The organism is Pseudocitrobacter sp. CD920760, from assembly GCF_057782505.1.
On sequence record NZ_CM173490.1, the window covers coordinates 2,536,445 to 2,559,740 of the forward strand.

Here is a 23,296-nt window from a genome sequence, read left to right on the forward strand (position 1 = left end):
CCCTCTCCGATATGGAGAGGGGACCGATAGTGTCTCGTATCGTCAGGATTTAAATCCGGCGGCGGTCATCATTAAACGAAATAAATATCCTACCACCGCCAGTGTTAACACGCTTCCGCCCCAGATTGCGACCAGCCAGAATAGCCGCTGAAGCCATGATTTTTGCATCAGTGATACCCCTCACCATGTTGGACTTTTCCGCGGAAGACGTAGTAGCTCCAGAAGGTATAAACCAGAATAATGGGAATAATCAACAGGGCACCAATCAGCATAAAGCCCTGACTTTGCGTCGGCGCAGCCGCCTGCCACAGGGTGATATCGGGCGGAATAATATGCGGCCAGATGCTGATCCCCAGTCCACTAAAACCGAGGAAAATCAGTACCAGCGTCAAGACAAACGGCTGTGCATGGCATTCCGGGTGGGCCAGCGCACGCCAGGTGACCAGGCTGACGGCCATCACCAACACGGGAACCGGTAACAGGAACCACAGATTTGGTAGCGTAAACCAGCGCTGCGCAATGGCTGGGTGCGCCAGCGGCGTCCACGCGCTAATCACCGCAATCACCGCCAACAGTGCCAGCAAAAGCCCACGCGCGTGGCGGCGCATAATACGTTGCAATGGATCTTCACTTTTCATGACCAGCCAGGTTGCGCCCAGCAAGGCGTAGGCCACGACCAGTCCCAATCCACAGAACAGCGTAAACGGCGTCAGCCAGTCGAACGGGCCACCGGCGAATGTCCGGTTAACCACCGGAAAACCGTTCAGCACCGCGCCGACCACCACGCCCTGGCTGAACGTCGCCACAATAGAGCCGCCCAGAAAGGCTTTATCCCAGAAAGGGCGATGTGATGGCGTCGCGTTAAAGCGAAATTCAAACGCCACGCCGCGAAAGATCAGGCCGATCAGCATCAACGATAATGGGATAGTCAGCGCGTCAATGATCACCGCATAGGCCAGCGGAAACGCACCAAACAGCGCCGCCCCGCCCAACACCAGCCAGGTTTCGTTGCCGTCCCACACCGGGGCGACGCTGTTTACCATCACGTCACGGTCGGCGGCGTTACGGGTGAACGGGAACAAAATACCGATCCCCAAATCAAAGCCATCCATCACGATATACATCAGGGTGGCGAAGACGATAATCACAAACCAGATAATAGAGAGGTCGACGCCCATCAGTGCTGCTCCTGTGAATGCGTAGGGGTAATTGCGGCGGAAAGAGGACGCGCAGGCGTACCCTCAGCGGGTGGGGTGAAATCCTGCGGCCCTTTGCGGATCAGGCGCACCATGTAGCTGTATCCGACGCCGAAGACCGAGCTGTAAACCACAAAAAAAGCCAGCAGACTGATACTCATATGCAAATCACCGTGCGCGGAAACCGCATCCGCCGTGCGCTGTAGACCATAAACGACCCACGGCTGACGCCCCACTTCAGTGGTAACCCATCCGGCCAGAATGGCGATTAAGCCAGATGGCCCCATCAGCAACGCAAACCATAAGAAGGGGCGCGAAACATAGAGTCGTTGTTTTTTCCGCAGCCACAGCGCGGCCACGCCTAACAGCAGCATCAGCATGCCAAGACCGGCCATAATGCGAAATGACCAGAAGACGATGGTGGAATTAGGGCGATCCTCTTTGGCAAACTCCTTCAGCGCCGGGACCTGTTTGTCGAGGCTATGGGTGAGGATCAGGCTTCCCAGCGCGGGGATCTCGAGGCCGTAGCGGGTGCGCTCCTGCTCCATATCGGGCCAGCCAAACAGCAACAGCGGCGTAGGCTCACCCGGCGGATTTTCCCAGTGACCTTCAATGGCGGCGATTTTTGCCGGCTGGTGTTTCAGCGTATTCAGACCGTGCATATCACCAATCATGGCCTGAATGGGCGCGACGATAAGCGTCATCCACAGGGCCATCGAAAACATGGTGCGGATAGCGGGGGTGTTATTACCGCGCAGCAGATGCCAGGCCGCAGATGCGCCGACAAACAGGGCGCTGCTCAGGAAAGCCGCCACCGTCATATGTAACAGGCGATAGGGGAATGAAGGGTTGAAGACCACCGCGAACCAGTCAACCGGTACGACCTGACCGTTGACGATCTCGAATCCCTGCGGTGTTTGCATCCAGCTGTTTGACGCGAGGATCCAGAATGTCGAGATAAGCGTACCCAGCGCCACCATACAGGTGGCGAAGAAGTGTAACCCCGGCCCGACTTTATTCCAGCCAAAGAGCATTACGCCGAGGAAGCCTGCTTCGAGGAAAAAGGCGGTCAATACTTCATAGGTCAGCAGCGGGCCGGTAATGCTGCCTGCAAATTGTGAGAATCCGCTCCAGTTGGTACCAAACTGATAGGCCATTACCAGCCCGGAAACGACGCCCATCCCAAAGTTAACGGCAAAAATCTTCGACCAGAAATGGTAGAGCGAACGCCAGACCGGCTGACGGGTTTTGAGCCATAACCCTTCGAGCACCGCCAGATAGCTGGCAAGCCCGATGGTGATGGCGGGAAAGATAATGTGAAAGGAGACGGTGAAGGCGAACTGTATTCGCGCCAGGTGAAACGCATCAAGACCAAACATGCAAAACTCCGCATCAATTTTTGTTCGGTCAAATTGTAAGGTGCGTAACAATCCTGTGACATGTACAGCAAAGCAATGTTTTTAGATAACAGTTGCGTTAACTGTTATACATCCGGGGGAGGATCGTCGTGCGAATGACTGAGCGAAATGTAAGGAAAGTTAAGCTTTTTCGGTTCCGGATTTTTGTTTAACTTTCATTGAAGTAGAGGGGATTACTCTGCCGCTCGTTGTCCAGCATGACAGTACAATCCGCCATTAGCTCAACTGGAAGAGCAGACGATTTTCGATTGGAAGGGACGGGGTTCGAGGCCTCGATGGCGGTCCACATTTCCGGGTTACTTGATATAGGAATCCAGTACCTTCAGCACCACTTCAAGATCTTCTTCACGCTTCAATTCTTCGCCCTGATGAACGATATGTTCCGTCAGATGGCCTTTAATGACTTCGCGCATTAAACCATTCACCGCACCACGGATCGCTGCGATTTGCTGTAACACGGCGGCACATTCATGAGGCTCATCGAGCATTTTTTTGAGCGCCACCACCTGCCCCTGAATCTTGCTGGCACGGGCTTTAAGCTTCTGTTTATCTCGAATAGTATGCGACATGCTGATATCTCTCTGACTTAAAATCGATGTTGATTATAGCATTAGCATTCTACTGGGGGGTAGTATTCGGTACTGGGGGGGAGTAGAATTCGACACGTCCATCTCTAGCCAATAATTATTATCATGAACGAATTCACAACACTTCTTCAGCAAGGAAATGCCTGGTTTTTCATTCCGAGTGCCATTTTGCTTGGCGCGCTTCACGGGCTGGAGCCGGGGCATTCGAAAACGATGATGGCGGCTTTTATCATCGCCATTAAAGGCACGGTAAGACAGGCGGCAATGTTGGGGCTGGCGGCGACGCTTTCCCATACCATGGTGGTCTGGTTGATTGCTTTTGGCGGGATGTATATCAGCAATAAGTTTACCGCAGAATCGGCGGAACCGTGGCTGCAACTGGCTTCTGCTGTCATTATTCTGTCGACTGCTTTCTGGATGTTCTGGCGGACCTGGCGCGGTGAGAAAAACTGGTTAGTGCAGATGCAAGAAGAGGGGCACCATCCTCACGACCACGACCACGACCACGACCACGACCACGACCACGACCACGACCACGACCACGACCACGACCATCATCACGACGACCACCACCACTCACATGCCGAGTTTGCCGGGCTGGATGTGAACTCCCGGGAGTATCAGGATGCTCATGCCCTGGCGCATGCCTCGGATATTAAGCGTCGGTTCAGCGGTAAAGAGGTGACTAACTGGCAAATTCTGCTGTTCGGTCTGACGGGTGGGTTGATTCCATGCCCGGCCGCAATCACCGTACTGCTTATTTGTATTCAGCTTAAGGCGGTGACGCTGGGGGCAACCCTGGTGGTTTGTTTCAGTATCGGGCTGGCGTTGACACTGGTCACCGTGGGGGTTGGGGCGGCAGTCAGCGTTCGACAGGTCGCCAAACGCTGGCGCGGTTTTGATACCCTGGCCCGCCGCGCGCCTTATTTCTCCAGCGCACTGATTGGCGCTGTTGGGTTATATATGGCGATACACGGCTACCTTGGTGTGATGAATTAACAAAATTGCTGCATTGCGGCGTCACGGGAAATGTACGATTGGGTTTTTACTTAACATTTTGCAATCTTTTTCCTGTGACGCATAGCGCGATTGCCAGAATTAGCAGTTCCGTTTTTACTGCATCCTGTCATATAATTTGCGCCGGTTAACCGACGTGCCATTTTCTTCGTCGGCTAATAAAACCCTTTTCTGATAATTACACATTTTCTTTTGCTGATTTTTTAACCACCCGCAGTGGGCAGTAAGAGTATAAAGAAGTCTGGCTGATATGATCGTTGAATATACATCTTTAATGCACCTAATGATCGCCGCAGGTCAGGGCGTTTTTTTAGGTTTTATTAGCTTTATGTGTGTGCTGCTTATGTTATTGACTCGCAGTAAGAAAACCGCTCCCTCGTTATTCCGTGGGCCAATCAAGAAAAGACATACATACTGGCGCTAAGCGTCGGCACTGACGTTCATCCGTGGCAGTGCAGGGCGTTGCGCAGCAGGTCTGCGGCGGCTTTACGCGCCTGGTTGATCACATCTTCAGGCGTGTACGCGCGGCCGCATTGTTGGCAGCAACAGTTGCTTATCTCTTCTGGCGTGTAAATGACCGTGCCCGGTTTAAATATGGGTTCTTCGCAACCCGGGCATAAATAGGTGTGATCCTGCATAACGCTCCTTAACGCCATATTACCGTCCTCTATAATTCATATCTCATCCGCGCAACTTTTCCAGTCAAGATTTCATTCTTTGCTGATTCTTAATACTTTTTACAAATCCGTACGCTTTAACACAGTGTTATTGTTACTGCGGTAATTGACCATTCCCCATGATGGGTAGTCGTCGAATACCCTCATGATTATTGTTCATTGCGTTTATGTCTAATACGTACTTCAGAAAAAACGCACTTTCGGACTATTCATAACAGTTACGCAAAAATGAAGTTTTTGTAAAACTGTTATAAGATGCAGGTTACTCAATCGTAAATCGGACAAAGCGATGAAAAAATACCAGCGGCTTGCGCAACAGATGACGGATCAGATAGAGAACGGCGTCTGGCAACCCGGCGACAAGCTACCGTCGCTGCGTGAGCAGGTGGTGAACAGTGGCATGAGTTTTATGACCGTGAGCCACGCTTATCAGTTGCTGGAAAGCCAGGGGCGAATCATCGCCCGCCCGCAGTCGGGCTATTACGTTGCGCCGCGTGCGGTGGTGCAACGTCCCAGCCGCCCGCCCGCGCAGGTGATGCGTGATGAAGCCGTTGATATCAACACCTACATTTTTGAAGTACTACAGGCCAGTCGCGATGCGTCTGTGTTGCCGTTTGCCTCGGCGTTTCCTGACCCACGGCTGTTTCCACTGCCGCAGTTAAACCGCTCGCTGGCGCAGGTAAGCAAAACCGCGACGGCGATGAGCGTGATTGAAAACCTGCCGCCGGGCAATGATGAACTGCGTCACGCTATCGCCCGGCGTTACGCGTTGCAGGGCATAACGGTTTCTCCCGATGAGATAGTGATCACCGCCGGAGCGCTCGAAGCGCTGAATCTGAGCCTGCAGGCGGTGACCGAGCCGGGTGATTGGGTGATCGTTGAAAACCCCTGTTTCTACGGTGCGTTGCAGGCGCTGGAGCGATTGAAACTGAAAGCGCTCTCAGTGGCGACGGATGTGAAAGAAGGTATCGATCTCGACGCGCTGGCGCAGGCGCTGCAAAATTATCCGGTGAAAGCCTGCTGGCTGATGACCAATAGCCAGAATCCGCTGGGTTTCACGCTGTCTCCGGAGAAGAAAGCGCAGCTTGTGGTGTTGCTGACGGCGCACAATGTGACGCTGATAGAAGATGATGTGTACAGCGAGCTCTACTTTGGCCGCGATAAACCCCTTCCTGCGAAGGCGTGGGATCGCGACGATATGACGCTGCACTGTAGCTCTTTTTCCAAGTGTCTGGTGCCGGGCTTCCGGATTGGCTGGGTGGCCGCAGGCAAGCACGCCCGGCGGATTCAGCATTTGCAGTTGATGAGCACGCTCTCAACCAGTTCGCCGATGCAGATGGCGCTGGTGGATTATCTTGCCACCAAACGTTACGACGCGCATTTGCGGCGTCTGCGCCGCCAACTGGCTGAGCGTAAGCAGCTGGCGTGGCAGGCATTGCTGCGTCATCTGCCGCCGGAAGTCAAAATTCATCATAACGACAGTGGCTATTTCCTATGGCTGGAGTTGCCCGCCGGAGTTGATGCCGGCGTGCTCAGCGCGATGGCGCTTGAACATCACATCAGCATTGCACCGGGCAAAATGTTTTCCACCACCGATAACTGGGCGTCTTTTTTCCGTTTTAATACCGCGTGGGGCTGGGGAGAGCGGGAAGATCGCGCAGTGGAAATACTCGGTAAACTCATTCGCCAGCTTCTGAATTAATTTTCGTTATGTTTGAACAATGACCGTGGGTTATTTTATTCCGCTGCGGTCATAGGAAATTCGCATAGCCACACCACGCCCTAACTCCTTGTCTATAATCCATATTCTAAGCAGGTCATCCTTTCAGATACGCGGAATGCGTACTTTGTCACAACCTGCACAAATTTCTTCGCGTGCCCGCGAGGCCTTGAGTTACGCCATCTATTTTTAGTGAGGGAGATATTTTTACGGCACGGCTGCCGCTCAATTTCATTGTGACAGGAGTAAATCTTTATGAGCAAGAAATTTGCCTGCAGCAGCCTGTGCGCGCTCGGGATGACTATCGCTATGGCGCACGCCGCCGAACCGCCTAAATCACTCGATAAAGGAGAAGGGCGTTTGGATATTATCGCCTGGCCGGGTTACATCGAACGGGGCGAAACGGATAAACAGTACGATTGGGTGAGCCAGTTTGAAAAAGAGAGCGGCTGCAAAATTAACGTTAAAACCGCCGCGACGTCAGATGAAATGGTGAGCCTGATGGCGAAGGGCGGCTATGACCTTGTCACCGCGTCCGGTGACGCCTCGCTGCGCCTGATTATGGGCAAGCGCGTGCAGCCGATTAATCCTGAACTGATCGCTAACTGGAAAACCCTCGACCCGCGTCTGGAAAAAGGCGCCTGGTTTAACGTCGGTGGCAAAGTATACGGTACGCCGTATCAGTGGGGGCCAAACCTGCTGATGTATAACACCAAAATATTCCCGACGCCGCCGGATTCCTGGAACGTTGTCTTTGTGAAACAGAATCTGTCGGATGGCAAATCCAACCAGGGCCGCGTTCAGGCCTACGATGGCCCGATTTATATCGCCGATGCCGCGTTGTTCGTGAAAGCCACGCAACCGGCGCTGGGTATTGACGATCCTTATCAACTGACCGAAGAACAGTATCAAGCGGTGCTGAAAGTACTGCGCGATCAGCATGGGTTAATCCACCGCTACTGGCACGATACAACCGTCCAGATGAGCGACTTTAAAAACGAAGGCGTGGTGGCGTCCAGCGCGTGGCCGTATCAGGCTAACGGCCTGAAGGGCGAAGGCCAGCCGATTGCCACTGTCTTCCCGAAAGAAGGCGTCACCGGCTGGGCGGATACCACCATGCTGCATGCCGAGGCGAAACATCCGGTTTGTGCGTACAAGTGGATGAACTGGTCGTTGACGCCAAAAGTTCAGGGTGACGTGGCGGCCTGGTTTGGCTCGCTGCCGGTGGTAGCAGAAGGCTGTAAAGCCAGCCCGCTGCTGGGCGACAAAGGCTGTGAAACTAACGGCTATAACTTCTTCGACAAAATCGCATTCTGGAAAACGCCGGTGGCGGAAGGCGGGAAATATGTGCCTTACAGCCGCTGGACGCAGGATTATATCGCCATTATGGGTGGTCGCTGATCGCCCGGGAGTGAAACATGACGTACGCAGTAGAGTTTCATGATGTCTCCCGTCTGTATGGTGAGGTTCGTGCGGTGGATGGCGTCAGTATTGCCATCCACGACGGGGAGTTCTTTTCGATGCTGGGGCCATCGGGCTCCGGTAAAACCACCTGCCTGCGGCTGATTGCCGGTTTTGAACAGCTTTCAGGCGGGACAATTTCCATTTTTGGCCGTCAGGCCAGCGAGCTCCCGCCGTGGGAGCGTGATGTGAATACGGTGTTCCAGGATTACGCGCTGTTTCCGCATATGTCGATTCTCGATAATGTGGCTTATGGGCTGATGGTGAAAGGCGTCGGGAAAAAAGAGCGTCATGCGCGTGCACGGCAGGCGCTGGATCAGGTCGCGCTCGGGTTTGCGCACACGCGTAAACCGTCACAGCTTTCCGGCGGGCAGCGTCAACGTGTGGCAATCGCGCGTGCGCTGGTCAATCAGCCGCGCGTTCTGCTGCTGGACGAACCGCTGGGCGCGCTGGATCTTAAACTGCGTGAACAGATGCAGGTTGAGTTGAAAAAGCTGCAACAGGAACTTGGGATCACCTTTATTTTTGTCACCCACGATCAGGGCGAAGCGCTGTCGATGTCCGATCGGGTCGCGGTGTTCAATAACGGTCGCATTGAGCAGGTGGACACGCCGCGTGAACTCTATTTGCGCCCACGCACGCCGTTTGTCGCCGGGTTTGTCGGCACTTCGAACGTCTTTGATTCGGCCCTGGCGACAACACTTTGCGCAATGAGCGGCGACTGGTCGCTGCGCCCGGAACATATTCGCCTGAATACGCCAGGAGAAATTCAGGCCCGCGGTGTGGTGCAGTCGGTACAGTATCAGGGGGCCGCCACGCGTTTTGAACTGCTGCTTGAAGGTGGCGGAAAACTGCTGGTCAGTGAAGCCAACGTCTCCACGGGCCTTACCCCCGGCGGGCCGCAAACCGGACAGACGGTGCTGGCATCGTGGGCACGCGACGCGATGGTGCCGCTGGATGGAGGGAGGTAAATGGAGATGAGTATCGGCAAATCCAGCCCTTCAGCCGGTTCTGCGCGGCTTTCCGGTTTGTTCTGGCGTAAGCCCGCGCTGGGGCTCTTTTTATTGTTGCTGGGGCCGTTGATGTGGTTCGGCGTCGTTTACTTTGGTTCGCTGCTGACGCTGTTGTGGCAGGGGTTCTATACCTTCGACGATTTCACCATGTCGGTAACGCCGGACCTCACGCTGGCGAACCTTTGGGCGCTGCTTAACCCCGCCAACTACGACATCATTCTGCGGACGCTCACCATGGCCATCGCGGTGACGATTGCCAGCGCCATTCTGGCATTTCCGATGGCGTGGTACATGGCACGCTACACCTCGGGCAAGATGAAGGCGTTTTTCTACATCGCGGTGATGTTACCGATGTGGGCCAGCTATATCGTTAAGGCGTACGCCTGGACGCTACTGTTGGCGAAAGATGGCGTGGCGCAGTGGTTTCTCAACCATATGGGGCTCGGCAGTGTGTTAAGCGCAATTTTGACCGTGCCTGGCGTCGGCGGAAATACGCTATCCACCTCCGGGCTGGGGCGTTTTCTTGTGTTCGTCTATATCTGGCTGCCCTTTATGATCCTGCCGATTCAGGCGGCGCTGGAGCGTCTTCCGCCGTCGTTGATGCAGGCTTCCGCCGATTTGGGCGCACACCCGCGCCAGACGTTTCGCTATGTGGTATTGCCGCTGGCGATCCCCGGCGTGGCGGCAGGCTCCATCTTTACCTTTTCACTGACGCTCGGCGACTTTATCGTGCCGCAGTTGGTGGGGCCGCCGGGCTATTTTATCGGCAACATGGTCTATTCCCAGCAGGGAGCGATTGGCAATATGCCAATGGCCGCTGCGTTTACGCTGGTCCCCATCGTGCTGATTGCGCTTTATCTGGCGTTTGTGAAACGCCTGGGAGCCTTCGATGCACTCTAATCGCGCACCGTTGTTCGTTCGTATCGCGGCCTGGGGCGGCGTGATATTTCTTCACTTCCCGCTGCTGATTATCGCTATCTACGCCTTCAACACCGAGGACGCCGCGTTTAGCTTCCCGCCGCAAGGGCTGACGCTACGCTGGTTTAGTGAAGCCGCCGGGCGCAGCGATATTCTTGAGGCGGTGACACTGTCACTTAAAATTGCCTCGTTATCGACGGCTATTGCGCTGGTTCTGGGGACGCTGGCCGCCGCCGCGCTCTGGCGCAGTGAGTTTTTTGGCAAAAACGCGATTTCGTTGCTGCTGCTGTTGCCAATTGCTTTGCCGGGCATCGTGACGGGCCTGGCGCTGCTTAGCGCCTTCAAAACGGTGTGGCTTGAACCCGGTCTGCTGACGATAGTGATAGGGCACGCCACGTTTTGCGTGGTGGTGGTATTCAATAATGTGATTGCGCGTTTTCGCCGGACCTCATGGAGCCTGGTCGAGGCATCGATGGATCTCGGGGCCAGCGGTTGGCAAACCTTCCGCTATGTCGTTCTGCCGAATCTGGGATCCGCACTGCTGGCGGGCGGAATGCTGGCTTTCGCGCTGTCGTTTGATGAAATCATCGTGACGACCTTTACTGCAGGCCATGAGCGCACGTTGCCGCTGTGGTTGTTAAATCAGCTGGGCAGGCCGCGTGATGTTCCGGTCACCAATGTTGTGGCGCTTCTGGTGATGATGATTACAGCAATACCGATTTTAGGGGCATGGTGGCTGACTCGTGATGATGAGACAGCTGCCAGCGGTGGTAAATAACTCAATCAGACAGGATACAGCGATGCAACATAACTTATTGATTAATGGCGAGCTGGTAGCGGGTGAAGGTGAGACGCAGCCCGTGTACAACCCGGCAACGGGCGCGGTATTGCTGGAGATAGCCGAGGCGTCTCCTCAGCAGGTGAACGCAGCCGTAGAGGCGGCCGACCGTGCCTTCGTCGAGTGGGGGCAAACCACGCCGAAGCACCGCGCGGAATGCCTGCTAAAGCTGGCGGATACCATCGAAGCGCATGCCCAAACGCTGGCAAAACTGGAGTCATTAAACTGCGGTAAACCATTACACTGTGTGCTGAATGATGAGCTTCCGGCCATTGTTGATGTCTTCCGCTTCTTTGCCGGTGCGGCGCGTTGTCTCAATGGCCTGGCGGCGGGAGAGTATCTGGAAGGGCACACGTCCATGATCCGGCGCGATCCGGTAGGCGTTGTCGCCTCTATCGCCCCGTGGAACTATCCGCTGATGATGGCGGCCTGGAAGCTGGCCCCGGCGCTGGCGGCGGGCAACTGCGTGGTGATCAAACCGTCTGAAATCACGCCGCTGACCGCGCTGGCGCTGGCCGAACTGGCGAAAGATATCTTCCCGGCGGGCGTGTTGAACGTGCTGTTTGGCCGAGGCAAAACCGTCGGCGACCCGCTGACCGGACACCCTAAAGTTCGTATGGTGTCGCTGACCGGTTCAATCGCCACCGGGGAGCACATCATTGCGCATACCGCATCCTCGGTAAAACGTACGCATATGGAGCTGGGCGGGAAAGCGCCGGTGATCGTCTTTGATGATGCGGATATTGATGCCGTGGTTGAGGGCGTGCGCACCTTTGGTTTCTACAATGCCGGGCAGGATTGTACCGCCGCCTGTCGCATTTATGCGCAGAAAGGGGTCTATGAGCGGTTAGTTGAAAAACTCGGCGCGGCAGTGGCCAGCCTGAAAATCGGCGATCCGAATGATGAGCGTACTGAACTGGGGCCACTGAGTTCGATTGCCCATCTTGAACGTGTTAGCGCGGCGGTAGACAAAGCGAAAGCGCTGCCGCACGTCAAGGTGATCACCGGTGGTCATAAGGCTGAGAGTAAAGGTTATTACTTCCTGCCGACGCTGCTGGCGGGCGCGCAGCAGCAGGACGACATTGTACAGCGTGAAGTCTTCGGTCCGGTGGTGAGTGTGACCGCATTTGATGACGAAGCGCAGGTGCTGGCGTGGGCGAACGACTCACAGTATGGGCTGGCGTCTTCCGTGTGGACGCAGGATGTTGGCCGCGCACATCGCGTCAGCGCGCGGTTGCAATATGGCTGCACATGGGTCAATACCCACTTTATGCTGGTAAGTGAAATGCCGCACGGAGGGCAGAAACTGTCGGGATACGGCAAGGATATGTCGCTGTACGGGCTGGAAGATTATACGGTCGTGCGGCATGTGATGGTGAAACATTAAAATTCGCTAAGTGGCTGTATTGTATGCAGCCACTTCTTCGCTGTTTTCCGGCGGAAACTCGACACCGTCCAGGAATATCACTTCTGTTCGAGATAAAGACAGTTCACTTTAGCTGTTAAGGTAGGGCAGACATGCCGCAACGTCCTGAGGATGCTCGAAACTCTTAAGCCAGTCTCTGGCGTTGGCAATTGATTGTATCCTGTCATTAGTCACGCAGCCCATTTCCATCCGCGATAGCTGTGTAATGAGCGAATTAATGCTTATCTCTTTCTCGCTAAGAGCAAGAGCGAGCGCAGCTTCTCCAATAACAACCTGGCCTTTTTCGTCGTGTTGAATAGACAATTATCAATCCTCCATTTCACGTTGATGAAAACCTCAGTATTAACTCTAGATTAACTTTTTTATGTCGAATTTATTATGGGAATTTTCTTTGTGGTCAGAATGATAAAATTGCTGATGCCGGAAGGGGTATTATTGTTATTTAATTTTTAAATCTGGAATGAGTGAAAGGCCCGGTTATGGGCCTGATATTTACTCGGGGCAGCGATAAACATTGCCTGATAACGTGACATTGGTCTGTTCGGAAGAACCCGTACCGCCATAAGCGCCGCCGGTTTGGCCCGCTCTTTGCGTGATGAGCGCGACCACATTCCCGCCCATATTGGCCGCTTTATTTTTCAGATCATTACGCGCGCCAGTCTCAAGATTGCTGTTTGATGTCCAGCCGCCGGTAAAGAAATTGCCCTGGCTTCCGGTGATATCGCCAAGGAACTTACATTCGCGACCCGGTTCGTTATTCGTGACTCTTACGTGCGCGGCATTGCTCTGGACACTATTTGCGCTGCACCCGGCCAGGCTGATGACAAATAGCGCTATCATTTTCTTCTTCATTACTCATTATCCAGTTGCGATTTTTCCGATACAGGCTAATCGAGTTTTTGTGAATAATCAATGTGAGCAATTAATATAGTTAATGAATGTGGGATGAACAGACCTGAATTAATGTGACATATTTTGTTTCTCTTGGTGATTATTCTCATGCTGGATATTTGCATCCTGAGGGCTACGCTTAGAAAGGTATCCTGAATCGGGAGGGGGTATGTTAACTCACTCTGAAGCGAAACGCTGGGCAGCGGTGATGCTCAAATCAGCCTTGTGTGATGGTATGCAGACAGAAGAGATATCGCGGCAGGTGCATCTGGTATGCGACCATCATGGCAAAGAGTGCCTTGAGGAACTTATTGAGGAAATCTTGAAAGAGGCGGGACGACTCGGGCCAAAACACAGCTCTGGTGAATTAGTGCATCACTAACAAAGCTGGCATACACCGCCTTCGGGCGGTGTATTTTGCAATCTCCAGAACGATTGGGCTGGGCAATCACATTGATTAACGACCGCCCGGGCCACCATGACCATTGCCTGGTCCGCCTGAATGTTGGCCACCATGCCCGCCAGGACCACCGTGTCCAGCCGGTCCCCACCATGGTGCGCAACCGCTGACGGTTGCCGTCGCCAGAATAATGGCAAAGATCATCGCAAATTTTTTCATAACGCTTCCTGATACATTCTTCAATTGAACGCGGCATGTATAACACAGGTCTATATATCAGGATCGCAACGAGCGGTAATCTTCACAGAATCTCCCTGATTGTTGGTTCTTCAACCGTTTCTTCAGTGGTGAAAGCCAGGATTAACGCCAATGAACAGTACGGCAGGTCCGCTTTCAGACTGCGGGAGTAGAGAGAAGAAGAGGTAATATTGCGTCGGGTGCTTGAGGCTATCTGTCTCAGGCAAATATCAAAAGGCAGATAGAGAAAAGCCCCAGACTACATTCAACGTCCGGCAAGACGTTAAACATTAATCTGAGGCGATATCTACATGCGACACATAAAGATTAGCCTCTTACAGACCCTCGGGTCAAGGAGAAGCAGGCTATGAAACGGCAGCGTTCGGGCTTAATTGCCCTGGTTATCCCCGCCAATCTCATGTGCTGGCTGGTATCTTCAATGCACCCTTTTTCTTTGAATTTTTGAATGCGCAGCCATAAACAACCTCCGTTTTTTATTCATCGCACGTTTTATCGTTGTTTTAGCCGTTTACATCAAAGAATCGCCCCATCGCTCTGGTTATGTTGGTTTTTCTGCCTGAAATATTACCTCAGGTTATGGCTTTGTATTGCACAGGGGACACTTACCGATGGGTGCTAAACCACTAACGCTTTCTTTGGACGGGCAGGAGCCTGTGATACTGGACCGCGTGTCAGCAACGCTTGGGCACGATGGTATGGATATCCGGGCGCTGAATCAGTCTGGCTTATGCGGCTTTGATCCCGGTTTTTCTAACACAGCGGGCTGTCAGTCAGCGATTTCCTATATCGATACGGAAAAAAGCATTCTGCTACACCGTGGTTATCCGATTGAGCAACTGGCCAGTCAGTGCGACTTTCTGGAAGTGGCTTACATTTTGCTGGAAGGCCACGCACCGGACGAATCCCGTTATCAGGCCTTCCGACAAAACATTACGCGGCACACGCTGGTGCATGAGCAGATGTCAAAGATGTGCAGCGGTTTTCGTCGCGACTCGCATCCGATGGCGCTGATGTGCGCCATGGTGGGGGCGCTGGCGGCGTTCTATCACGATGTGCTGGATGTGGAAAATCCCGAACACCGGGCGCTGGCGGCTACGCGATTACTGTCTAAAATGCCGACGCTTGCGGCAATGAGCTATAAATTTACCATCGAACAACCCGCGCAATATCCGCGTAACGATCTCTCCTATGCGGGCAATTTCCTGCACATGCTGTTTGCGATTCCAGCGGAAAAATATCAGCTTAATCCGGTGATTGAACAGGCGATGAACCAGATTCTGGTACTGCACGCCGATCATGGCCAGTGCGCATCGACCACGACGGTTCGCGCGGCGGGGTCATCGGGTGCGAATCTGTTCGCCTGCGTGGCGGCAGGGCTGGCCTCGTTGTGGGGCCCGATGCACGGTGGTGCGAATGAAGCCAGCATGCGCATGCTGGAAGAGATTGAAACGGTCGATCAGGTACCGGCGTTCCTTCGCAATGCGAAGCGGGACCCGCAGGCGTTTCGCCGTTTGGGATTTGGTAACTCGCGTTACCGCAATCTTGATCCTCGCGCGGCGATCCTGCGCGATACCTGTCATCGTGTGCTGAAGGAGCAGGGGATGTCCGACAGTCTGCTACAGGTTGCGATGGCGCTCGAAGAAGTGGCGTTGACCGATCCCTGGTTTGTTGAAAATGGACTGTCGCCGAGCGTGGATTTCTACACTGCGGTGATCCTGAAAGCGATGGGCCTGCCATCTTCCATGTTTGTGGTGGTGGCCGCGGTAGGCCGTACGCTGGGTTGGGTGGCACACTGGAACGAGATGCATCAGTCCCCGCTGACTATCTACCGTCCGCGCCAGATTTATACCGGCGAAACGCAACGGGATTATGTCTCCCGCCGCAGTAGTAAATAGCCGTAAAACGCCTTCTGCCAGGCAATGGCAGAAGGCGTTCGATTTTATGGCGTCACAATATTGAACCAGAACTCGAATTTATCCATATAACTTAGCATCTGATCGAGTTTTGCACTGTCTCCTGAAATTTTCACTTCCCCCCTTGTCTGGGCTTGCTTCAGCGTCTCTTCTTGCAGAATAATTTTATTCAGCGTCGTGCGATTCAGTGCAATCGTCGCATCCGCATTATCTGCCTGTACGTTTGCTGTATGATTCAGCACCCCGTTTTCAAGCTCCAGTTTATATTTACCGCCATCGTTTCCTAAATCGACATTGAAAATGGCTTTCGCATTGGCGGCTTTTTCACCATTAATGTGTACCGCGAGATAATCAAAGAACATCTCCGGAGACATTGCCCGTACCGTATCCGGGCTGGCGGTATTTGGCGTTGGGCCTTTCACTACGCCATTACGCAATTCCTGCGCGCCGGTGAGGTAGAAGTTACGCCACGGGCCTGATTCGGCCTGATAACCCAGTTGCTCCAGGGCATCCGCTTCCAGATGACGGGCCGCCTGATTATCTGGGTTGGCAAAGACTATTTTGCTGGTGACCTGTGCAACCCAGCGATAATTACCCTGCGCATAATCGGCTTTCGCTTTCTGCATAATCGCATCGGCACCGCCCATATACTCAACAAACTTTTTCGCCGAGGCTTCAGGCGGTAATTCATCAAGGGTTGCCGGGTTGCCATCAAACCAGCCAAGATAAAATACATAGGTGGCTTTCACATCGTGGCTAACGGAACCGTAATAGCCACGGCTCGCCCATGAACTGGCTAACCCGGAAGGGAGTTTAAAGTTATCGGCAATTTCATCACGCGTTAGCCCTTTATTTGCCATGCGTAATGTCTGGTCATTGATATAACGGTACATATCGCGCTGGCTTTTCATCAGATTGACGACGTTATTATTCCCCCATGTTGGCCAGTGATGCTGCGCGATGATAATCTCAGCATCACCGCCCCAGCGGTTGATAACATCATTAATATATTTTGACCAGGCCAGAGGATCGCGAATTTTGGCACCGCGTAAAGAGTAGGTATTATGCAGGGTATGGGTGACATCCTCCGCAGCTTCAATCATTTTTTTCTCTTTTACGTACCACAACATCTCAGAGGGCGCTTCAGAACCGGGAGCCATCATAAAATCATAGGTCAGGCCGTCAATATTCTCCTGTTGTCCGGTTTCGGTAATATAGTTTGTTGGCTCAATCAGCGTAACTGTACCGGCTGATGTCGTGGTGCCTAATCCTGCGCCAACCTGACCTTTAACGTCCGGTTTCAGAAGATTACCGTACATATAGCTGGCCCTGCGGCTCATGGCATTCCCGGCCATAATGTTTTCGGATACGGCTTCTTTCATAAACCCGGCTGGCGCATAGATTTTAACCTTTCCGCTGGCAACATCAGCTTCGTTAACGACGCCTCTTACACCGCCATAATGATCAACGTGGCTATGGGTAAATATCACCGCAACCACCGGCTTTTTGCCCCGATTTTTATAGTAAAGATCCATCCCGACTTTCGCTGTTTCTGCCGAAACGAGAGGATCGATAACGGTAATCCCGGTTTTACCCTCAATAATGGTCATATTCGAGAGATCAAGATTACGAATTTGATACACGCCATCGGTGACGTTAAACAGACCACCAATATTAATTAACTGGGCCTGGCGCCAGAGGCTGGGGTTGACCGTGTCAGGCGCTTTGGCTCCCTCTTTGATGAAATTATATTGCTGTGGATCCCATATGACATTTCCTTTGTCACCGGTTATGACATTTGACGGTAATGCAGCAATGAAGCCTTTATGCGCGTTGGAAAAATCTGTGGCATCAGAGAAGGGCAATTGATTGTAAAGTGCTTCATTTGCGCTTTTGGTGTGTTCAGTGGCCGCTTTAGTATTTTCCTGTGCCATGGCAGAAAAGGAAAATAGTGATGTTGATAGCAGGCTGGTTAAAACCATATAGCCTGTAATTTTATTGAGTTTCATATATCCTCAATGAGTGGTTTTATTTGAGAAAATAATAATGATTACTATGCCTTCGTGTCATTGAAAGTCAGTAACCACCTGAGTATGTGAGTGAGTTTATTGGCTTAAGATATTCAATAGCCATAAGGATATCACTGTCGAGAAATACGGTATAACGTTAGATTGTTTAAAATTAAATGTTCTACCGTTTAAAAGGTATAGCTGTAGTTAGCACTTAAAAATAAAATTGCTGGATGCGCAAATTCACCTTTGATGGCGGGCGTAGAGACTTTTGCCGATTCCATTTTTAAGTACTCCACTGCAACACCAATGTTACTGTTTGGCGTAATTTGATATTGCCCGCCGAAACCCCATCGCCAGGCCTGCCCTGAGGGCATGGTTAATGCCGTATCGCCTTGTGTGCGATAAAAGCTGCTGTCCCACGCGACACCGGTATTCAGTCGCCATTTTTCGTTCGGCCTGTATTGCACGCCTAATGCGGTATGCCAGGTATCCTTTAGTCGATTATTATGCTCAATCGGGCGGCCATTTACGGCTATTTGATTCGTGTCGTAGGCACTCCAGTCCTGCCAGCCAAGATTACCCATTACGGACCATTGTTTATTAACATCATGTACCAGACTAAACATAACCTGCTGCGGAGCATTAACCTGTGCAGAAATGGGCAATGTATAGTTGGGGATATTACCGGCCTGTGGCAGTCGAGCGGTCGCATTAACTGAAAAATGATAGTCTGTTTTGCTTTGCCACGTTAGCCCCACACGAGTCTGTTTATTGATGTCGAACAGCATGCCAAGCCGGTAGTTCATCGCCCAGTCGTGGTCTGTCTGTTTTTCGTCCCGGCCATTAACCTGACGCGTGAGGGAAAGGTAGCCGTAATTAATGTCCGGCGCCAGACCAACAGAGAGACGATCGTTCACTTTCCAGGCCACCGCAGGGCTAATGGTCAGCCCGAGTAATGTACTTTTACTGATTAACCGCGATCCCGCCCAATTGCCGAAATCCAGGCCCAGACCATAATTGCCGTACATACCTATTCCGACGGTGACATCGTTATTTATTCTTTGCGTATATAACGCACTGGCTCCTGGAAACCATCCGATAATATTGCCCGGGCTTTTTCCCTGTAGCCCGGCATCGTTGTCCATTCTGTAATTTGCATCGCCATAGAGCGTCTGTAAGCCGCCGGTAACCATACGATCGGGTAATCGTGTCATTCCTGCGGGGTTAGTGGCGAGCGTTGAGGCATCCTGCGCACGGGCCGCTTGCCCGGCGGAAGCTAAGCCAGTATCTTCAGTGGCTATCTCATAAAGATATAATCCTGCGGCGTGCGTAGGGCAGATAACGGCTATGCAGGTTAATAATAGAATGTTTTTTTTCATCGTATTTTGCTGCCTGAAAATTTCGTCAGTGTGTTGTGACGGGTGTGGGGAATGGCGGGTATCACAAAAAGATTTACATCAGTATAAGTTGAACACGGATTTGAAGGTGAACCGAATTTGTTTAAATATAAATTCTGCCTGCCTTCAGCAGCGTAAGTGATAATGCCATTTTTAGTGCATTGCACTGAGATAGCGGTAAGCTATACTCCAGTCATTATTATTATCAGGAATCATAATGAATATATTGTCTCCCGTTCGACCAGAGGCCAGCATACAACGCTTGACGGCAGCCCTGGCTCCTGTCGCTGAAAGCGTAAGAATTCCGCCACGCAAGCGTATGACATGGACGCATAAAGGCAAGCAACAACTCTATATTTTTATGGAGGGTGAGCTCTCTATATTGCGGGCGTCAGATGGTTTGCTGATTGTTACCGTCTATGATCCGCATCTTTTTGGCATCGCAGAAATGATCCAACCGGTTCGTGGACATATTTTCCGGGTTGAAACCGAATCGACAATGTTGCGCGTCGATGCAACAAAGGCTACCGAGATTTTTACTAAAGAAGGTCTGTGGGCGGACGTCGCGGCATTACTTTCCTACCATACGGCATATCTTTTTTATCGGGACGCGCTAGTGGTGCAGCAGCGAACATACTCTGTCATCCGCAGCCATTTACTGGAGATGATTCTGTTACCCGATGCCACGCGGATGCGCACCTCTATCCTTGAGTATATTCAGGACCGTACGCTCTTATCGCGCAGTAGCATTTTGAACGTTATTTCTGCATTGAGCAAAGGCGAATATATCTCATTTAAAAGAGGTGGTTATCTGATGGCGATTAATAATCTCCCGGAAAATTTTTGACAGCCTGCATCTCTTAATGAGCAGGCTTGTCGTGCCATTGTCCAAAAATAAATAACAAATAGATTATCAGAGTGAGTGTTTGGATTTATTGTGAGCGCACTTAAACAGATACAGCGTTAATTTAAGCAAGCTCATAACGGGATATATATGAAAAAGACTCTCATTACTCTGATTATTGCCAATGCGTTTACGGCCTCAACGGCTTTTGCAGCGGCGGATGCGGGCACCTGGTACGGTGGTACTAAATTTGGTTGGTCACACTATTTTGATTCTCATACCAGTCAGGGGCAAGTTGATAACGCGCACAATAGCGATCAATTTGATTTTGATCGCGATAACGTGGGCGGTGGTGTCTTTACCGGTTATCAGATTACACCGTGGTTAGCGGTCGAAGGGGGATATGATTATCTGGGGAATATGCAAATTCAGGGTAATCATGGTGCGTCTGGCGCGAAAATGAAAAGTCAGGGCTTACAAATGTCGCTTAAAGCCAGTTATGGGCTAACCAATAAATGGGATATTTATGGCCGGGCAGGGGCGATGGGGTATCGTGCAGAGTCTGATATCGGTGGGCATAATCGCTTTGAAACGGGAGTCAGACCGCTTGCGGCTGTCGGTACGGAATATGCGTTTAATAAAAATTGGGCAGGGCGCTTAGAATATCAATGGGTCAGTAATGTCGGGAATGCTAATCAGATTGGCGTGAGCAGCGATGTCAGTTCGGTAACGGCAGGCATTTCATACCGTTTTGGTCAGCATGATGATGAGCCTGTTGTTAATACGCCGGTTGACGCACCGTTGCCTGCGCCTGAACCGCAGCAGTTTAATCTCAAATCAGATGTGCTGTTTGGCTACGACTCAGCCCAGCTTTCTGCGCAAGGGAAAGCCGCAATCAACCAGCTTTATCATGCACCAGGCTTACAGCCAACCAACAATAAAACAACGGTAGTGATTGGTTATAGCGATCGTATTGGCAGCGCAGATTACAACCAGCAATTATCAGCTCGTCGTGCCCAGGCCGTTGCTGATGAACTGATCGCCGAGGGATTCCCGGCACAAAATATCACTGCTGAAGGGCGAGGTGAAAGTGAACCGGTAAGCGGAAATCGCTGTGACGGGCAGTCGGGTAATCAACTGATTACCTGTTTGTCTGCGGATCGCCGGGTGGTCATTAATATTGCCGAAAAATAATTATCGCCAATGTTAATTCCTGTCTGAAATGACAAAGCGCCCCGGTGATCGTGTCACCGGGGCGCTATCGGTTATGGTGTCACAATATTGAACCAGAACTCGAATTTATCCATATAGCCCAGCATTTCATCCAGTTTGGCACCGTTACCTGAGAGTTTGACTTCCCCTTTATCTTCAGCCTGTTTAAGCGTCTCTTCTTTCAGGATGATCTTATTCAGGGTCGCACGATCGAGGGTCAGGGTGGCGTCAGCATCTTTCGCTTCGGCATTGGCGGTGTGGTTCAGCACACCGTTTTCGAGCTCCAGCTTATATTTGCCGCCGTCATTGCCAAGGTCGATATTAAATACCGATTTTGCATTACCGGCTTTCTCGCCGTTGATGTGTACCGCCAGATAATCAAAGAACATTTCTGGTGTCATCGCGCGAACGGTATCCGGGCTGGCGGTATTCGGCGTCGGTCCCTTCACCACGCCGTTACGCAGCTCTTGCGCGCCAGTCAGATAGAAGTTACGCCACGGGCCGGATTCGGCCTGATACCCCAGTTGCTCCAGCGCATCCGCTTCGAGGTTTTTAGCGTCCTGATTATTCGGATCGGCAAAGACTACTTTACTGACAACCTGTGCCACCCAGCGGTAATTCCCCTGGTCAAAGTCAGTTTTGGCTTTTTGCAGAATGGCATCCGCGCCACCCATATATTCCACAAATTTCTTCGCGGCTTCTTCCGGCGGCAGTTCGTCAAGCGTAGCCGGATTGCCGTCAAACCAGCCGAGATAGAGCACGTAAGTGGCTTTAACGTCATGGCTCACCGAACCGTAGTAACCGCGGTTCGCCCAGGTATGGGCCAGTGAATCCGGCAGCTTAAAGTTGGCGGCGATTTCATCACGGGTCAGGCCTTCGTTAGCCATACGTAAGGTCTGGTCGTTGATATAACGATACAGGTCACGCTGGCTTTTCAGCAACTTAACCACGTTATCATTGCCCCAGGTCGGCCAGTGGTGCTGGGCCATCAGGATTTCGGCTTTATCGCCCCAGCGGACGATCGCTTCGTTGATATATTTTGACCACGGCAGCGGCTCACGAATTTTCGCCCCGCGCAGGGAGTAGGTGTTATGCAGCGTGTGGGTCACATCTTCCGCGGATTCGATGAGTTTTTTCTCTTCGATATACCACAGCATTTCAGAAGGGGCTTCAGATCCGGGCGCCAGCATGAAGTCGTAGGTTAACCCGTCGATGACCTCTTTTTGCCCGTCTTTTTCAATGATATTGGTCGGGGCAATCAGGGTGACGGTGCCCGCTGAGGTCGTGGTGCCCAGCCCCGCGCCGACCTGGCCTTTGGCATCGGGTTTCAGCAGGTTGCCGTACATATAGCTGGCGCGTCGGCTCATGACGTTACCCGCCATGATGTTCTCGGCCACGGCGGCCTCCATAAAACCGGCGGGCGCATAAATTTTGACTTTCCCGGACTTCACATCGGCCTCATCAACCACACCGCGTACACCGCCATAGTGGTCCACATGGCTGTGCGTATAGATAACCGCGACGACCGGTTTTTGTCCCCGGTTTTTGAAATAGAGATCCATACCGACTTTCGCCGTTTCAGCCGAAACCAGCGGATCGACGACGGTAACACCCTCTTTGCCCTCGATAATGGTCATGTTAGAGAGGTCAAGGTTGCGGATTTGATATACGCCGTCAGTGACCTCAAACAGACCGCTGATATTGATAAGTTGAGACTGGCGCCACAGGCTTGGGTTAACGGTATCCGGGGATTTTTCCCCTTCTTTGATGAACGCGTACTGTTGTGGGTTCCAGATAACGTTCCCTTGTTCACCTTTGATAACGTCTTGTGGCAGTGCGGCGATAAAGCCTTTGTGGGCGTCGGTAAAATCGGTGTTATCGGAGAAGGGCAGTTGGTTGTAGAGCTGGTCGTTAGCGTTCTTCGTGGACGAGGTCGCGTCCTTTTGGCTGACATCGGCATAGGCCGGAATAATGAACGTGGATAATAAGCCAGCCAGGGCCAATCCTCTGGCTATCGGTTTCAATCTCATTGCAAGCCTCACTCTTTTAATGACTCAGCAGCAGTCGATGAAAGGTCAGAAAATGTATCTTTAGAAAA

22 protein-coding genes and 1 tRNA gene are annotated in these 23,296 nt (G+C 52.2%); 12 read left to right on the plus strand and 11 right to left on the minus strand.

Going from position 1 to position 23,296, the window contains the following annotated elements; genetic code table 11:
• Positions 1-42: 42 nt before the first annotated feature.
• From AC1MKH_RS11960 to AC1MKH_RS11970, 3 genes are read right to left on the minus strand one after another with little or no spacing between them, the layout of a single operon-like run.
• Positions 43-168, minus strand: coding sequence for a DUF2474 domain-containing protein (locus AC1MKH_RS11960; RefSeq protein WP_149465111.1), 126 nt, complete (start codon positions 166-168; stop codon positions 43-45).
• Positions 168-1,178 carry a cytochrome d ubiquinol oxidase subunit II gene (cydB, locus tag AC1MKH_RS11965; protein WP_276221375.1) on the minus strand — a complete coding sequence of 337 codons (1,011 nt, stop codon included), beginning with the start codon at positions 1,176-1,178 and terminating at the stop codon, positions 168-170. The genes AC1MKH_RS11960 and cydB overlap by 1 nt, the downstream gene beginning before the upstream one ends.
• Complete coding sequence (locus tag AC1MKH_RS11970) at positions 1,178-2,575, minus strand: cytochrome ubiquinol oxidase subunit I (RefSeq protein WP_276221373.1); 1,398 nt, start codon at positions 2,573-2,575, stop codon at positions 1,178-1,180. Before AC1MKH_RS11970 ends, cydB begins: the two co-directional genes overlap by 1 nt.
• Positions 2,576-2,824: 249 nt before the next feature.
• Here AC1MKH_RS11970 and AC1MKH_RS11975 point away from each other — a divergent pair.
• Positions 2,825-2,900 (plus strand) — tRNA-Glu (locus tag AC1MKH_RS11975).
• A gap of 10 nt (positions 2,901-2,910) precedes the next feature.
• Here the strand turns inward: AC1MKH_RS11975 and rcnR are convergent.
• The gene (gene rcnR / locus AC1MKH_RS11980) at positions 2,911-3,183 is read right to left on the minus strand and encodes a Ni(II)/Co(II)-binding transcriptional repressor RcnR (protein ID WP_231827328.1); all 273 of its coding nucleotides are present in this window, start codon (positions 3,181-3,183) and stop codon (positions 2,911-2,913) included.
• Positions 3,184-3,306: 123 nt separating this feature from the next.
• Between rcnR and AC1MKH_RS11985 the strand changes: the two genes are divergently transcribed.
• Positions 3,307-4,200 carry a nickel/cobalt efflux protein RcnA gene (locus AC1MKH_RS11985; RefSeq protein ID WP_327621877.1) on the plus strand — a complete coding sequence of 298 codons (894 nt, stop codon included), beginning with the start codon at positions 3,307-3,309 and terminating at the stop codon, positions 4,198-4,200.
• A gap of 458 nt (positions 4,201-4,658) precedes the next feature.
• On the opposite strand, the gene AC1MKH_RS11990 is transcribed toward AC1MKH_RS11985, so the two are convergent.
• Positions 4,659-4,856, minus strand: a complete 198-nt coding sequence (locus tag AC1MKH_RS11990) for an ECs_2282 family putative zinc-binding protein (RefSeq protein WP_276221367.1) — start codon at positions 4,854-4,856, stop codon at positions 4,659-4,661.
• Positions 4,857-5,184: 328 nt separating this feature from the next.
• On the opposite strand from AC1MKH_RS11990, the gene AC1MKH_RS11995 reads away from it, so the two are divergent.
• From AC1MKH_RS11995 to patD, 6 genes are all read left to right on the plus strand, one after another.
• Positions 5,185-6,597, plus strand: coding sequence for an aminotransferase-like domain-containing protein (locus AC1MKH_RS11995; RefSeq protein WP_276221365.1), 1,413 nt, complete (start codon positions 5,185-5,187; stop codon positions 6,595-6,597).
• Positions 6,598-6,870: 273 nt separating this feature from the next.
• Entirely contained in the window at positions 6,871-8,016 is a 1,146-nt protein-coding gene (gene ydcS / locus AC1MKH_RS12000) for a putative ABC transporter substrate-binding protein YdcS (RefSeq protein ID WP_276221364.1), read from the plus strand.
• A gap of 17 nt (positions 8,017-8,033) precedes the next feature.
• On the plus strand, positions 8,034-9,047 hold the full coding sequence (locus AC1MKH_RS12005) for an ABC transporter ATP-binding protein (RefSeq protein WP_276221362.1): 1,014 nt from the start codon (positions 8,034-8,036) through the stop codon (positions 9,045-9,047).
• On the plus strand, positions 9,048-9,989 hold the full coding sequence (locus AC1MKH_RS12010; RefSeq protein ID WP_276221360.1) for an ABC transporter permease: 942 nt from the start codon (positions 9,048-9,050) through the stop codon (positions 9,987-9,989).
• The gene (locus tag AC1MKH_RS12015; RefSeq protein WP_276221357.1) at positions 9,979-10,785 is read left to right on the plus strand and encodes an ABC transporter permease; all 807 of its coding nucleotides are present in this window, start codon (positions 9,979-9,981) and stop codon (positions 10,783-10,785) included. The genes AC1MKH_RS12010 and AC1MKH_RS12015 overlap by 11 nt, the downstream gene beginning before the upstream one ends.
• A 22-nt stretch (positions 10,786-10,807) precedes the next feature.
• Positions 10,808-12,232: an aminobutyraldehyde dehydrogenase gene (gene patD, locus AC1MKH_RS12020; RefSeq protein ID WP_276221355.1), complete on the plus strand. Its 1,425-nt coding sequence runs from the start codon at positions 10,808-10,810 to the stop codon at positions 12,230-12,232.
• A gap of 108 nt (positions 12,233-12,340) precedes the next feature.
• Here patD and AC1MKH_RS12025 read toward each other — a convergent pair whose 3' ends face one another.
• Together AC1MKH_RS12025 and AC1MKH_RS12030 are read right to left on the minus strand one after the other, a co-directional pair.
• A complete protein-coding gene (locus AC1MKH_RS12025; protein WP_276221353.1) occupies positions 12,341-12,574 on the minus strand; it encodes a hypothetical protein in 234 nt (77 codons plus the stop codon).
• Positions 12,575-12,763: 189 nt separating this feature from the next.
• Positions 12,764-13,123: a DUF4156 domain-containing protein gene (locus tag AC1MKH_RS12030; RefSeq protein WP_276221351.1), complete on the minus strand. Its 360-nt coding sequence runs from the start codon at positions 13,121-13,123 to the stop codon at positions 12,764-12,766.
• Positions 13,124-13,331: 208 nt separating this feature from the next.
• Here AC1MKH_RS12030 and AC1MKH_RS12035 point away from each other — a divergent pair, with 208 nt between their 5' ends.
• Positions 13,332-13,544 carry a hypothetical protein gene (locus tag AC1MKH_RS12035; RefSeq protein ID WP_149465146.1) on the plus strand — a complete coding sequence of 71 codons (213 nt, stop codon included), beginning with the start codon at positions 13,332-13,334 and terminating at the stop codon, positions 13,542-13,544.
• A 75-nt stretch (positions 13,545-13,619) separates the two neighbouring features.
• Here the strand turns inward: AC1MKH_RS12035 and AC1MKH_RS12040 are convergent, their stop codons facing one another.
• Entirely contained in the window at positions 13,620-13,781 is a 162-nt protein-coding gene (locus AC1MKH_RS12040; protein WP_276221348.1) for a hypothetical protein, read from the minus strand.
• A gap of 647 nt (positions 13,782-14,428) precedes the next feature.
• On the opposite strand from AC1MKH_RS12040, the gene AC1MKH_RS12045 reads away from it, so the two are divergent.
• The gene (locus AC1MKH_RS12045) at positions 14,429-15,715 is read left to right on the plus strand and encodes a citrate synthase (RefSeq protein ID WP_276221346.1); all 1,287 of its coding nucleotides are present in this window, start codon (positions 14,429-14,431) and stop codon (positions 15,713-15,715) included.
• Between the two features lie 44 nt (positions 15,716-15,759).
• Here the strand turns inward: AC1MKH_RS12045 and AC1MKH_RS12050 are convergent, their stop codons facing one another.
• Positions 15,760-17,742 (minus strand): alkyl/aryl-sulfatase, encoded by a 1,983-nt coding sequence (locus AC1MKH_RS12050; protein WP_276221344.1) that lies wholly within the window; start codon positions 17,740-17,742, stop codon positions 15,760-15,762.
• Positions 17,743-17,930: 188 nt separating this feature from the next.
• Positions 17,931-19,124, minus strand: a complete 1,194-nt coding sequence (locus tag AC1MKH_RS12055; RefSeq protein WP_276221342.1) for an OmpP1/FadL family transporter — start codon at positions 19,122-19,124, stop codon at positions 17,931-17,933.
• A gap of 235 nt (positions 19,125-19,359) precedes the next feature.
• Between AC1MKH_RS12055 and AC1MKH_RS12060 the strand changes: the two genes are divergently transcribed.
• Both AC1MKH_RS12060 and ompA read left to right on the plus strand, forming a co-directional pair.
• Positions 19,360-19,989 (plus strand): helix-turn-helix domain-containing protein, encoded by a 630-nt coding sequence (locus tag AC1MKH_RS12060; RefSeq protein ID WP_276221340.1) that lies wholly within the window; start codon positions 19,360-19,362, stop codon positions 19,987-19,989.
• 147 nt (positions 19,990-20,136) lie between these two features.
• Positions 20,137-21,180 (plus strand): porin OmpA, encoded by a 1,044-nt coding sequence (ompA, locus tag AC1MKH_RS12065; RefSeq protein ID WP_276221338.1) that lies wholly within the window; start codon positions 20,137-20,139, stop codon positions 21,178-21,180.
• 71 nt (positions 21,181-21,251) lie between these two features.
• Here the strand turns inward: ompA and AC1MKH_RS12070 are convergent, their stop codons facing one another.
• Complete coding sequence (locus AC1MKH_RS12070) at positions 21,252-23,228, minus strand: alkyl/aryl-sulfatase (RefSeq protein ID WP_276221335.1); 1,977 nt, start codon at positions 23,226-23,228, stop codon at positions 21,252-21,254.
• Positions 23,229-23,296 lie beyond the last annotated feature (68 nt).